The organism is Bacillus cereus group sp. MYBK216-1 (assembly GCF_051916495.1).
Taxonomy (GTDB): domain Bacteria; phylum Bacillota; class Bacilli; order Bacillales; family Bacillaceae_G; genus Bacillus_A; species Bacillus_A thuringiensis_K.
Map to the genome: position 1 here is coordinate 49,636 of NZ_JBQAGT010000006.1, position 13,331 is coordinate 62,966.

Sequence of the window (13,331 nt, forward strand, 5' to 3'; positions counted from 1 at the left end):
TTATTAATTCAAAAACATATTTATAAAAAAATGTAGCATTTGATGACAACGAGAGTATATAAAAAAGAGAGCGTATTATTAAATAAAAGCCAAATAGCCGTTCATAATGAACGACTATTTGCATCTAACTAATAATTAGAATGTTCTTCATATTAATCTATTTTGTTTAATCCCGTTGAAGTAACTTGATAGATTCTTTTTTTGCCTATATATTCTTGTTTATTATTCTCAAAGTTAATAAGTGTAGCGCGTGTCTTTTCCTTTACTGCTTCCCCTTCTATATGGGTAAACTCAATGTAATCTCCCACTTTTACCGGAACGGTTTGACTTTCAGCAGTTTGTTGACTATTTCCCACTATATCCTTATTGTATACAACACTACCGGTTGAATTCTTTACTGTAATACTTGCATACGTATTATTAAAGTAAGAATGTGGTACGCCTGCTTCTAAATTCACCTGCATTTTCTCTGTTGTCCTATTATAATCTACTTTTGCGATTTCTCTATCACTATATCCTTTTAAAGACCAACCAAAATGATTTCCATCTAAAACTGTTGTTTCTGGCATTTTTTCTACTTTCTTCAAGCCTTCTTTTGTGACTTCATACATTGCTTCTTTTCCAAAGCTTTCCTGTTTACTGTTGCCTACATTTGTTAAAGTAGCTCTATGCACACCTTCTAAATGTGTCAGCTCAATATAATCTCCTACTTTGACTGGAACCTTTTGTGATTCAGCATTTTGTTGTTTGTTCCCATAAATGTCTTTATTGTATACTACTTTACCTGATGCATTTTGCACTTTAATACTCGCATATGTTTCATTAAAATAATGATGTGGTACGCCTGCCTTTAAATCAATTTGCATTTCTTCTGTCGTTTTATTGAAATTGATTTTTGCAAACTCGAAATCACTAATTCCTTTTAGTGACCATGCAAATTGATTTCCATCTAAAATTGTTGCTTCTGGCATTTTTTCAACTTTCTTCAGACCTTCCTTTGTAACTTGGTATATTACTTTTTTTCCAAAGCTTTCTTGTTTACTGTTGCCTACATTTGTTAAAGTAGCTCTATGCACACCTTCTAAATGTGTCAGCTCAATATAATCTCCTACTTTGACTGGAACCTTTTGTGATTCAGCATTTTGTTGTTTGTTCCCATAAATGTCTTTATTGTACATTACTTTACCTGATGCATTTTGTACTTTAATACTCGCATATGTTTCATTAAAATAATGATGTGGTACGCCTGCTTTTAAATCAATTTGCATTTCTTCTGTTGATTTATTGAAATTGATTTTTGCAAACTCGAAATCACTAATTCCTTTTAGTGACCATGCAAACTGGTTTCCTTCTAAAATATTATTTACATTAGGCATATCTGGTTTAATTGGATTAGAATCCGTACCCTTCCAAATCTCTGCTGTTAAAATCGGATATCCTAATGCAGCTACTTTTTGAATTGTATCGTTATTTGGACGTAATCCCCACTTCTCAAAGAAAGGAATTAAATTTTGTTTGGCTACTTTTGATGCTGAAATCATAAATAGTTGTTTTTTATTTTCATCAGTTTGTGGAAGTTCACTTGAAGGCATATCTCTATACAATTGATGTAATTTAGGATAGAAATCCTCTCCATACGCTAACTGTAGTTGCCAAAGCATAACAAGCTTTACAAAAACATCGCTAATTTCATCATAATTTTTATTCACTTGCTCTAGATATTGAAATGCTTTTGGATAAATTCCACTTTTCTCTAAGTTGGATGGTTGATTAAATGCTTTTTCTACAGAAAGGCTGTATATATTATTTTGTACTTCTGTCATATTATAAAACTTCCAGGGCGATTGTTGTCTCAAATGTCCTGCCTCATGCCAAGGGCCCCAGCCATCTGTTATAAATTTATTAATATCTAACACGTATTGGATTGCATCTCCTACATATGCGGTTCGATAAGAAGTTGCATACATATAATAATCAGGAGAATGATTTTCTTCTACGTAATGAACATAATGTTTATCTACTTGTTCTTCGGATAATCCAGCTACTTTGTCTTGAATTCGAGTAGCTTCATCCATCTTTTTTAAGAGTTGTACAGGATCTGTATTAGAACCCAACAAATATTTCTTAACACGTGCAGGGCTAGCCGTAATTAATACACGTTCTCCTTTTAACTCTACTGCATGTGCATTAGGATACTGGTCCAGCATGTTTATTAAATCTTGTTTCGTATGCTTTCCTAGTTCAAAGAAAGGCGTAGTCGTTCCACCTGTTGTAATTGTTGTTCGAATGCTACCACCTTGCTGTTTATTATAAAAATAAATCAGCCCCCCATTTGGAGATTGGATTGTGTTTACACCAGGTTTTAATGTAAATGATTTTATCTTAGAATCTTCTCTCCAAGAAGCATCATACGAATACGTTCCAATATATACCTGAATATCTTGATTACCTTCTACATTAATCGTTATTTGTTCATTTGGCTTTGCATATAAACCAGTTGGTTCATATGGACTAAATGCCATACTTTTTCTTTCCTGTTGTTTCAGTACCTCAACATCCCCTTTTCCTGGGACTATAAATATTCTATTTTCTGATTTAACTGATTTTTCACTTTGCAGTGATGTCGATAAATTTTTTTGCTGCTCCTTTTGCTCCGCAAAGACATCTGATGAAGAAATCATTCCAGTGGCAAGCATAGTTACTGTAGCAGTAGCTGCAAGTATTTTTCTAGTTTTATGTTTTGAATTATTCCCCATATTTTCTCCCTCATTATTCCTTAGTACTCTTAAGGATTTTTTTCTTCTTCATGTTTTTACAATCTAAACTATTCATACTATTTAAGTTGTGTCTATTACTCTATATTTTTTCATAAGTATCTCCTTTATTTATTATTGTATATAAATGTTATTTGATGACACATTAAATAACAACTTTACGACAAACTCACCGATAACAGCCTATTATGTTTTAATTCTGTATTCTAAACTTACATCCAATTAGAGAAATATATCCAATTGCAGAAATAAGTAAATAAATTACAACATTCAAGGATTGGAATCTCACAAAAAATTCATAAAACTTTTTTCGCTTTAAAGTTTTAGACAATTGCGACCACATTTGTTTGAACCTCCACAATTTTTTTCTAAGCTATTCTCTAAAAAGCTTATTTTTCGTTGTAAATAAACCTGATTGGTACTCTTTATGCAAAAGAAAAGATGGAATCTTTAATTCAACTCCACCTTTTTTCGAAATAAAAAGCATCTAATTCTATTTGAATTAGATGCTTACATTTAGTCCTTAAGCCTAATATTCTAAACTATTTACGCGTTTGTAAATCTTTTTTTATTACATCCCAGAGTGAATTATCTTGAGGCATCGGTTTACCCTCTTCATCCCATTTTATTTTTCCTGTTCCCAATTCATAATTCATCCCTGTCCATGTGTCTTCACGGAATGCATAGAATGATTTATGCCATCCTTTTTGGTTAAAGATAGAAATAAGATCTTGCATGTATTGGGTAGCACCTGGAACAGTACGGTTAATTCCAAACTCCTCTGCAATAATTCGATTAGGTGGTACATGATTTTTCTTAGACCATTGTTGGATTGGCTTCAAAAACTTCTCTAATCCCTGCTTATTCCACATTACAGGTTTCTCTAAGTCTCCTACTTTTACTAATCCTGGATATTGATATTCTTTATTTTTCTTTTCACCTTGACTCGTTAATTCATATGGTTCATACATATGAAATGCGTAAAGCGTTTTTTTATCCTTTACTGGCTTTAAGTATTTAAAGGCCCATGGAGTAGCATATAAACCTGAATCTAAAATAACTGGTGTTTCTTGGTCTACTTCACGAATGGAATTGATCACCTTTTGATAAAATCTGTTTAAATCCGCTGTCGTTCCCTCCACTTTTGCATACCATTTCTCGTAATCTTCCGTCCAAAAATCATTATATCTATTATTTTTAGCTGTTTCTGGATGTGGTTCATTTATAATATTATAACCAACCACCGCGGGGTGATCTTTTAGTTCCAGAGCGAGGTCCTTCCAAAATTGACTTGCTTGTTCTTGATACTTCTCTTCTTCCCATATTCTGTCGTCATTCTTATTATTATTAAATTGGCGCCATCGATCACCAGGTAAAGATAACATTGTAACAACGACTTTCATTCCTTGTGATTGTGCGGCATCTAAATCCGCCTTTAATTTTTCTAGATCTTCCTTTACTAATCCCTGATAGTTATCTGAATTACCTATCAGAAAATCCTTTCCAGAAGTATCTGGTTTATCTTCAAATAGAAAATCTTTATCTTTCGCCCATTTATCAGGTGCTAAACGAACATATTCAATATTAGCTTCTTTTGCACTTTTATAGTTTTCAGGTAATGACGTACTATTCATGAAATTAGTACCCTTTCTTTTCGAATCCCAAAAACTAATTTTTGAATCGCTCTTATGATAAGTATCAGCTCTTACATTCATTTCCTGTACTCCAAAACTCATCATGCCTAATAACGCAGCAATTGGCAAAATTTTTTTCACAACTTTTCCTTCTTTCTCTTTATATTTTACACACATAACTTACCTTTGTTTTGTTACAGGAATATGGCAATTTTTCAAAAATACATTTTAAGTTTATAAAAAGAAAGAGTTAATTAGAAAGTTGCTTTATTTGCTGAAAAACAAAAAAGGAATCCTTTTCGGATTCCTTTTTGCCTTGCACTCTTTTTCAAATAGTGCATTTTTGCACCTACTTTTAGTATACATTACAATTCATACAAAGCAAATGAGAATAAACAGAATTCACATCTTTATTTTCATAAAAAGATGTGAGTTTAGAAATTAATTATACTAGACTCACTTTGGAAAGATTTGTGTTCTTCCACCAATAATCATAAGCTTTTGGCTATACCAAACTGAAATGCACCTACCGCTTTATTATCGCTCTTCACACGGTTAAGGAAGGCGAATTCTTTCGGTAAATTCGTTAAAATGAGCAACTGTTTAAATTATTTATTTACTTCATTCCATAATGACAAAGCAAAAATCCAGTTTGGATCTCCATTCCCTTGATAACTTTGAACTGCCTCGTAAACCTTACCCTCATGAACTACTTTATCCCCTTTTTTATACGCTTTATACTCACCCCATTGTTCATAAGTGTTTTCTTGTCCTTTTGTAGCAATTGTTAAGGCATCACTTTTCATTGATTCATTGCCAGCTGAATCAACAGCAGAAACTACATACTTATATATTGTATTCGCTTGCAAATCTTTGTCCATAAATGAAGTTGTATTAGCAGTGCCTAATTCTTTCATAACACCCCCAACTTCTCTGTAGACAATATAATGATTCACATCTATGTTATCTTCAGACGGACTCCACATTAAGTCGATACTATTCGTAGTGGTTCCCATGCTGTGTAATCCTTTAGGCTGAGTTGGTGCTTCTGTATCTGGTTTTTCCACTGTTGTTTTAACAACTAATGCTTCACTTTCCCTTGATATATTCCCTGCAGCGTCTACTGCTTTTACTGTATACGTATACCCAGTGTTCGGGCTTAATTTTTTATCAACTACACTTGTACCCACTATAGTATTAATTAATTGACCATTACGTAATACTTGATATTCTTTGACCCCTACATTATCGATTGCAGGCTTCCAACTAAGTTCTACACTATTTGAAGTAGCTTTTACGACTTGTACTCCAGATGGCTGAGTTGGCGCTTCTGTATCTGTTTTTTCATTATTTATTAGATTCACATCGATCACATTATAGAAAGCATTTACAGTATCAGCTACATCCCAAACTGCTAATATGACATGATATCCACTGCGATCAGTTGGTACATTGATTTTATGTGATAGATTATTAGATGCTGCAGAACCATCGTGTTTTACAGTTCCTATTGGTTCAAAATCCATTCTTGTTAAAGGTTTATTTGGATTCCATCCTTTTTTTGTAATGTAATAGTGCCACTGACTTGTTGAATGAGGAGCAGTATATTTCCAAGTGAATGTATTCTCCCCGCCCTTAATAGTATTCTTAAACCATCGATCAGCTGTTTGTTGATCAAGAATTCCACCAAATAGACCTCCCGCTGAAGCAATTTTCCCATCAGCTGGCCCGCCTTGCGGGAATCCTTTAGGTGCTTCTAAGCTTTGCGGTTCATACATTATATTTCCACAATTTGAATTCAACGCCCCATAATTTTGACTGCATAAAGCAGCACGGCTACCTGGCTTTTCAACGAACCCATGTGCATAGGCATTTTGAGGAATTAAAGTTGTACCCATAATTCCTACTGCTACTGCAGCGGCACTTAATCCTTTTTTATTTGTAGCCATTTTTTTTAACTGCTTAAAGAATTTTTTGTTCATTTTAATAGTCCCCCTTACTAATTTCTTCACTTTATTAAGAGCATGAATGTAAATGAAAGCTAAATATACATAACTTCATACTCAACTATTCATTTATCTTTATAACATTCAAATAACTTTATAATTAAATTATTACATAATAATTTATTAAGCTTACAAAGAAATTGTGACAGTTATTGGACTTTCTTCAACTACCATCCTTTCTTACTTAAAAATTATACGTTCCATAGCTTGAATTAAAAACTTACACTTCAATATAATATTCTGAAATTCACCCTTTCCAAATTTCATTCTTCAAATGATTATACTTTGATCAACATAGAAAAAAGTTTCCCCTATAATAGGAAACTTTTACTTATAATTTACCTATAGCCCTAAAATTTCTACAATCTGACGAGCTTTAGTATTATCAATATAATAATGCATCTCTAGTCCTTTTCTTTCTGCACGGAGTACAATTCCTCTTAACTTTGCTAAGTGTTGTGAAACAGTGGATTGTGGAAGTTTTAATATTTCTGTTAACTGTGTAACATTGCACATTTTATGATGTATTAATTCACTTATGATTTTTAATCGAACCGGATGCGCCATTACCTTCAATACATCTACATCTTCTTCACGGATTTTAGCTAGATCATTATTAGATATTACTGTTAACATTTCGCATTCTCCTTTATTATTAATTTCTACTTTCCTATTATCCTTATAAGTAATACTTATAGATAATTACAATTTTTCCTGTTGAGAAAATACATTCTACTCAATACAAAAAGACACCTATTCCGAAAACAGTTTTTTACCGTTCCAATGAATTGGTGTCTTATAATTTTTTAACTAGACTCTTTTTATTCATATTATAATTTCTACATAACTTTGAATAATGCTTTCTAAGCAAAAACAATACTTCCACTCCTCGTTTCAAGAAAAATTTAATTGAAATATTTACTTTCTCATATTGCTAAACCTATAAGAACCCTCTACTCATCTCACCTTTTACATCATATATTATTTATTTCTCAACACAAAAACATGGAATAAAAATTCCAATAATAGTAATATAATGGTGCCTTCAGTTGTTAACTGTCATCCCTTTTTTTAATCCCTGTCTTTAAAGACAGGGATTTTAAATTTCCTTAACTAAAACTATCTATTAATTATAAACCTAAAACTTCAATAAGCTGCCACTATAGTAGAGATAGGCTTTCATATTTATTCATTCCCCTTTCATGCAAACATGATATTTTCCGACTCACTTCAATCACATCACGTTTGCGTGAATTGTTAATGAGAAAACCATGAATAAAATATAATTGGGTCATCACAATTGATTTATTTTTCTGAATTTTATTGAAAAATAAATATAATACAATTAAACGAACTGGATACTTTGCTATAATGGTAATATATAACATTAGTAGACTTTTATAGGATGGGGGAATATATAATGATGGTTTCAGCTAAGGGGAATAATGAAATTACAAAGCTATTAAGCGATTGGTATGTTGAAATCCGCTCAAGGCGTATAGGTAATGCACATCAATTAAAAGAAATAATTGATTTTAAGATGCATAATATTGAAGAGGATCAAGATTTATTACTCTACTACTCACTACTAGATTTTAGATACCAATTTGTAATTGATAATTTAAGCGTTTCAAAAAGCAGTTTTGACAAAGTTGAGGCTTTTGATATGCCTACAGATAATTTCTTAGCTTATTATTATCACTTTTTCAAAGGGATTCATGCCTCTACTATTGGCGAATATCAAATTGCAAAGGAGAGTTATGAAAAAGCAGAAAAACTTTTAGACTGCATTCCTGATGAATTGGAAAAAGCGGAATTTTATTATAAAGTTGGAGCTTTCCATTATGACATATATCAAGGGCTATTATCTTATAAAAAAGTATCAGAGGCAAGAGAAATCTTTGCTCAACATGCTGGGTATGAGATCAATGTAGCATTCTGTGATAATCTTATAGGCTTAGTTTGTACTCATTTGAGAGAATGGGAGCTCGCTGAAGAATATTTCACGAAAGCAATGGATATGTTCCAAAAAATAGACGAAGAACAATTTATTTTAATGGTGCGTCAAAATTTAGGGTTAATGTATGCTACTCAAAATCTTTCGCCATTAGCCATTAGATATCTTTCAGAAGTAAATCAAAAAATGCCTAACAATTATAAGGCTCTTTTTATTGAGGCAAGGGAACACATGAAGGAAGGAAATCACTCCGTTGCCAAAGATCTCATAGCAAAGGGATATTCCGTTTGTCAAGAGATTGAAAATATAGAGTATCTACACCATTTTAAAATATTAGATGCAATGAATGGAGGTTTTCCTGCCGAAGCACTTGAAATGACAGTGTTAAAAGGCGTATCATATTTTAAAGAGCAAGAACTTTTCGAATTCATTGAGGAATACGAAGAATATCTTGCTACTGCATTTTATAAAGAGAATAACCATATTAAAGCAAGTCATTATTTCTATTCATGTTCTCAAGCAGGAAAAAAAGTTATTGAGAAGGAGGCATTAAAATGAAAAAGACAATTCTCGGTTTAGTTGGTGTAATTACTATTTTTACTTTAATGTTTGGTGCCCAATCCCCTACAGAAACACATAAAGCTATTGATGTTATTCAATATGCACACGGAAATCATGGTGGTTAAGGTCTTAATTAAACGAGCATAAAATCGCACAATACACTCATAGCCATACTGACGGATATTAAATGAATAAAGGTCTTCACTTCATTGTGAGGGCTTTTTTTTATAAGAACCCCACTTATAACATCTTTAAAATCTACTATATTTAAAAACATTATAATTACACCAAGCCTTTTACATCTATAAGAGAAACTTAAAAAGAGTAAGAGAATATAAATGTATACACAAGAAAACTTTTTATAAAAAATTAATAGAGACACAAAAGTAATAACAAATTTTCTAATTAACGGAGTTAGAATACCTGTAATCATTATTACTGTAGATAAATTTTCAGGGCTGATCCCCAGCAATAGAAATCAACAATTCCCTTATAATCAAGCAATTTCAATAGTTGTTGTATAAACTATCTTAAACTTTAGTGGCTCATTATTAATATATGAGGCACTAAAAAAGGAATCCTTATTAAAAGGATTCACCACAGAAAGATATACATCAATAAAAAGAATTAATTATAATATAAAAATAAAAGAAATATATTGAGAAATATATAAAAAAATTGAATATTCTTTCTTTTTATCGTAAAATCAATATGAGTCAAGTGACAACATCTCTCTAACTCTCCTAAAAGAATCCTTTATGACATGGGGATTCTTTTGCTTTGGACAAAGTATTCTTATTTTAACATTTGCAAAAAAACTCTTCTTAACCAACTACTCAACAAATATAAGTAAGGATTTAGTTTTATGAATATTTTTATGATCTAAGCAACAGGTAATAGACTTCAATATTTGTTAGATGTAAAAATATCCTAAAAAATAAAAAGATGCTCTATCAATACTGTAAGAAGATTTGCTGCTAAACATGCATTTTTTCATTGTACCTTTTATAATCTGAGCTTTTTAACACTAAAGAATTAAGTATAGATTTATAGCCATGAATTCTTCTATTTGTACATATAATATTCTTTATATCTCTCAAAATTTGTTTTTTTTGTTCGTGTTGATGTTATGGGTGATTTTAATGATTTAGATACTGCTACCTGCTTTGGTGTTTGTAATGTGCCCCGTTTCTTAAGTTCTCTATACAAACTACTCACATTGCACCTCAGATTTTTTGCAATAGTTGGATATTCCTCTCCTTGATTAAATAATTGTACTGCTTTTTTACATTTTATGTCCCATTTTTCTTCTGACGTTTGAAATTTTTGAGTTCGTTTTTTAACTCTATTTTTTTCTAAATTAATACCCTCTCTTTCTATTTTACATCGCTTGGAAGAATACTGTTCTGCGTCTGCCTTAAGCCCGGAATGCTCCTCCTGTAAACATATCATTTTTACTTTTTTTGCAATTTCTCTCAAGTTAAAGTCACCTCATTTTGTTTGATAAATTCTACCAGTACTTGATCACCCTATTGTCTGTATCCCCAATCATCGTTTATAAACAGCTATAAATACTCACATTCCCCTTATAATAGTTTTCAATCTAATATTTACGGAAAATTATAATCAATTCTATTTTTACATAATTGGAAACTATAGTAAATTGATAATATTGACACAGAATATTCTAAACCTTAATTCATACTATACACATCAATAAACTAATTATCCCCTTTGCTTAAAAAGTCGAAAATATCGTTTTCTCATAGCAAAGCACTGTATCCCCTATTCAGAGTCATACAAAACAAAATACTTTATCTATTATAGCTATGGCACAAAGAAAAAGAATGCAGACATGTACTGCACTCTTTTTTAGTAACCTCTATATCAATTTTTCACCACAGTCAGCTCCTCCATTATTAGAAGGACTAAACTTTAAGCTTGTGAATTTATCATTCTGCAGTACATCATCTTTTGCAGCTATATTTAACAACACTCTTTCTATCATCCTATTTCGATTTAGAATTAAATACCTAATACTCCGACAATCTGACATGCCTTGGAATTCACAATATGATAATACATCTCTAATCCTCTTCTTTCTGAGCGAAGAATTTTTCCACGCATTTTAGATAAATGCTGAGATACGGTAGATTGAGGAACATCTAATAGCTCTGTTAACTGTGTTACATTACAAATTTTGTGGTGTTCTAGCTCCTTCACAATTTGTAATCTAACTGGATGGGCCATGATTTTTAATAGTTCTATATCCGCCTCTGGAATTTTGTACATTTCATTACTTACTTGCATTGTTGTCATTTTTTATTTTTCCTTTTTTAATTTCTTTATATTTTTTATCTATTTATAGGTATTTTTTGTTTATTCGAGCATATTGTTCATAATCGCTGTATGGTTTATTCTTTTGTCTCTCTCATATTTAATATATAGAAGTATTATGATAGCTAAAAATCCAACAAAAGATAGCATAGGTATCGAGATGAAACCGAATAAATTTAAGTAATCTTTTGTGCAAGAAACTCCTACTGAACAAATCTGCATCTCACTATTAGGAAACGCTTGAATTGTAATTTGATATACAGATAACATTAAACCGATACACGCAAATGGAAATGCATACGTGCTTACGTGCGAATCTTTTCTATATATCCCTACCCCCAATATTAATACTAATGGATACATGGCCATTCTTTGGTACCAGCACAAATCACATGGCGGCAGCTTCATCCATTCACTAAAAAACAAACTAATTAACATTGCACTAGTAGCTATCGTCCAAGCAATTACAATGTAATACTTTTGAATGAACAACATCTTATTTTCGCCTCACCTATTTTTTAAAATACAAAACATTTGCTAGTATATGACTAGTTTATTTCCGTGTTTCGAGTACCCTGTTTCAATAGAAAGTATCCAATCATTGATATCTTCTCAGTCGTATCCCCTCTCTTTTAATTCTAGAGGGAAAAGATTTTCAAAATCACCACGCATTTCGTACATGGTTTCTAATGCTTTTTCTAGCGAACCAAATCTATATACGATGTGTGTATGTGCTTTTTTGTATTTCTTTTCTGCTACAACTAAATATACCTACCGTATTTCTTTCGCTAAAACAAACTTTAAAAATCCAGGTACTTGACTCACCTTTCACACTCCTTTTCGGTTTTCCTTACCAAACTTAAAAGAATATGAGTAAGGAAAACTATTTAGCTTTAATTACTAATTTAATAAATGTCCCGTTTTTTTGCTTTGAAAATACAAGAAAACGCTCATCATCACAATATTTATTACACCAGCTGCAGCACCAATTTTTGAGATAACATACACATATTCATTATTACTAACTCGCAATAGACTCGCGAAAATAAATAAAATTGAAATGATAAAGGATAAGAGCATATTTCTTTTGTTTTCATTCATTCAAAAAACCTCCATTTTGCACAAATATTTGTATTGCAATGGGTTAGGGTGTTAATCTGCATCATTACGGTTATAATGCCAGTTCTTTTCATCTACAAAGCCTTTAATGCTCCATACGCCAACCTTTGATTCTTTTGCTTCGTTTTCTGCTTCTTACATTTCAGATAGAAATGTAGTATTAGGTCTAGAAATATAGGCTATAATCCCATAACCCGACTTGACCATTAATTCGTAGATGTGTATTCCATCGCAAAATACATAAGCCAATTTCCTATGGTATTTGTCTTCTTTTGATCCCCGATCATAAACAAATATTACACTTTTCCCTTCTAGCTGTTTCTTTAAAAAGGAAGATGCTTCTTTTCCCATCTTTTGTGGTGAAATTTTTTGAGATACAGACTCAGAGATATCTAATAACAGTAACCTTACCGTCTGTTTCTGCCCCTTTACGTTTACGTCTATTGTATCTCCGTCTTTTATATGTAATACCTCCCCTTTAACGGTCTCTAAGTCTTTTAATTTCCCCTTATAATCCTCTGGAATATCAACAACACCTTTCCCTTCTACGTGCTGTTGTATTCCGTTTTGTACTGCTTGGGCAGGTCTCGAATCATTTTTTGTTTGCGTCGAATTACTACATGCTGTCATTTGAAATACAAATGATGTTATACAAATAGCCTTAATTCATATTTTCATATCGGAATTTCTTCCTCCTAATCAAAATACGTAAATAGCTACATCTAATAAACAAACGGACTCTCTATTGTATTTACTTCTCGATAATTACAACATAGGCAAAACTCTATCCATTTTGGATAATCATTATAAAGTGCTCTAAATGAGCGTTTCTTACAATTCGGACATATTGACACTATGTTTTTTTCATTCTCTTCCTGACTTTTCAATTTTTCAAAAGAAACATTAGTAGATGCTATATTACTGGTACACAATATACATCCCA

11 protein-coding genes and 2 pseudogenes are annotated in these 13,331 nt (G+C 31.7%); 2 read left to right on the plus strand and 11 right to left on the minus strand.

Annotated elements, in window-relative coordinates; genetic code table 11:
- Window positions 1-152: 152 nt before the first annotated feature.
- From ACTFRH_RS21335 to ACTFRH_RS21350, 4 genes are all read right to left on the minus strand, one after another.
- Window positions 153-2,756 (minus strand): putative mucin/carbohydrate-binding domain-containing protein, encoded by a 2,604-nt coding sequence (locus ACTFRH_RS21335; protein ID WP_000527912.1) that lies wholly within the window; start codon window positions 2,754-2,756, stop codon window positions 153-155.
- Between the two features lie 560 nt (window positions 2,757-3,316).
- Window positions 3,317-4,585, minus strand: a complete 1,269-nt coding sequence (locus tag ACTFRH_RS21340) for a glycoside hydrolase family 5 protein (protein WP_440048812.1) — start codon at window positions 4,583-4,585, stop codon at window positions 3,317-3,319.
- Between the two features lie 431 nt (window positions 4,586-5,016).
- A complete protein-coding gene (locus tag ACTFRH_RS21345; RefSeq protein WP_001034448.1) occupies window positions 5,017-6,390 on the minus strand; it encodes a lytic polysaccharide monooxygenase in 1,374 nt (457 codons plus the stop codon).
- A 366-nt stretch (window positions 6,391-6,756) separates the two neighbouring features.
- On the minus strand, window positions 6,757-7,050 hold the full coding sequence (locus tag ACTFRH_RS21350; protein WP_000958631.1) for an ArsR/SmtB family transcription factor: 294 nt from the start codon (window positions 7,048-7,050) through the stop codon (window positions 6,757-6,759).
- A 784-nt stretch (window positions 7,051-7,834) separates the two neighbouring features.
- Between ACTFRH_RS21350 and ACTFRH_RS21355 the strand changes: the two genes are divergently transcribed.
- Both ACTFRH_RS21355 and ACTFRH_RS21360 read left to right on the plus strand, forming a co-directional pair.
- Window positions 7,835-8,929: a tetratricopeptide repeat protein gene (locus tag ACTFRH_RS21355; RefSeq protein ID WP_000989771.1), complete on the plus strand. Its 1,095-nt coding sequence runs from the start codon at window positions 7,835-7,837 to the stop codon at window positions 8,927-8,929.
- Window positions 8,926-9,057, plus strand: a complete 132-nt coding sequence (locus tag ACTFRH_RS21360; protein ID WP_000751016.1) for a hypothetical protein — start codon at window positions 8,926-8,928, stop codon at window positions 9,055-9,057. The genes ACTFRH_RS21355 and ACTFRH_RS21360 overlap by 4 nt, the downstream gene beginning before the upstream one ends.
- A 940-nt stretch (window positions 9,058-9,997) precedes the next feature.
- On the opposite strand, the gene ACTFRH_RS21365 is transcribed toward ACTFRH_RS21360, so the two are convergent.
- From ACTFRH_RS21365 to ACTFRH_RS21395, 7 genes and pseudogenes are all read right to left on the minus strand, one after another.
- Window positions 9,998-10,411 (minus strand): hypothetical protein, encoded by a 414-nt coding sequence (locus tag ACTFRH_RS21365; RefSeq protein ID WP_001206758.1) that lies wholly within the window; start codon window positions 10,409-10,411, stop codon window positions 9,998-10,000.
- 546 nt (window positions 10,412-10,957) lie between these two features.
- Window positions 10,958-11,251, minus strand: a complete 294-nt coding sequence (locus tag ACTFRH_RS21370; protein ID WP_000210390.1) for an ArsR/SmtB family transcription factor — start codon at window positions 11,249-11,251, stop codon at window positions 10,958-10,960.
- A 60-nt stretch (window positions 11,252-11,311) separates the two neighbouring features.
- Window positions 11,312-11,764 (minus strand): disulfide oxidoreductase, encoded by a 453-nt coding sequence (locus ACTFRH_RS21375; protein ID WP_000897431.1) that lies wholly within the window; start codon window positions 11,762-11,764, stop codon window positions 11,312-11,314.
- A gap of 42 nt (window positions 11,765-11,806) precedes the next feature.
- Window positions 11,807-12,094, minus strand: a pseudogene (locus ACTFRH_RS21380) (hypothetical protein).
- 75 nt (window positions 12,095-12,169) lie between these two features.
- Entirely contained in the window at window positions 12,170-12,370 is a 201-nt protein-coding gene (locus ACTFRH_RS21385) for a hypothetical protein (protein ID WP_001004898.1), read from the minus strand.
- Window positions 12,371-12,421: 51 nt separating this feature from the next.
- Window positions 12,422-13,018: pseudogene (locus tag ACTFRH_RS21390) on the minus strand (thermonuclease family protein).
- Between the two features lie 92 nt (window positions 13,019-13,110).
- Window positions 13,111-13,320, minus strand: a complete 210-nt coding sequence (locus ACTFRH_RS21395) for a hypothetical protein (protein WP_074625805.1) — start codon at window positions 13,318-13,320, stop codon at window positions 13,111-13,113.
- Between the last annotated feature and the right edge of the window lie 11 nt (window positions 13,321-13,331).

Bases quoted from the DNA above. Each gene is read 5' to 3' on its own strand.
- ACTFRH_RS21335 (WP_000527912.1), bottom strand. From the start codon at position 2,756: ATGGGGAATAATTCAAAACATAAAACTAGAAAAATACTTGCAGCTACT.
- ACTFRH_RS21340 (WP_440048812.1), bottom strand. From the start codon at position 4,585: ATGTGTGTAAAATATAAAGAGAAAGAAGGAAAAGTTGTGAAAAAAATT.
- ACTFRH_RS21345 (WP_001034448.1), bottom strand. From the start codon at position 6,390: ATGAACAAAAAATTCTTTAAGCAGTTAAAAAAAATGGCTACAAATAAA.
- ACTFRH_RS21350 (WP_000958631.1), bottom strand. From the start codon at position 7,050: ATGTTAACAGTAATATCTAATAATGATCTAGCTAAAATCCGTGAAGAA.
- ACTFRH_RS21355 (WP_000989771.1), top strand. From the start codon at position 7,835: ATGATGGTTTCAGCTAAGGGGAATAATGAAATTACAAAGCTATTAAGC.
- ACTFRH_RS21360 (WP_000751016.1), top strand. From the start codon at position 8,926: ATGAAAAAGACAATTCTCGGTTTAGTTGGTGTAATTACTATTTTTACT.
- ACTFRH_RS21370 (WP_000210390.1), bottom strand. From the start codon at position 11,251: ATGACAACAATGCAAGTAAGTAATGAAATGTACAAAATTCCAGAGGCG.
- ACTFRH_RS21375 (WP_000897431.1), bottom strand. From the start codon at position 11,764: ATGTTGTTCATTCAAAAGTATTACATTGTAATTGCTTGGACGATAGCT.
- ACTFRH_RS21385 (WP_001004898.1), bottom strand. From the start codon at position 12,370: ATGAATGAAAACAAAAGAAATATGCTCTTATCCTTTATCATTTCAATT.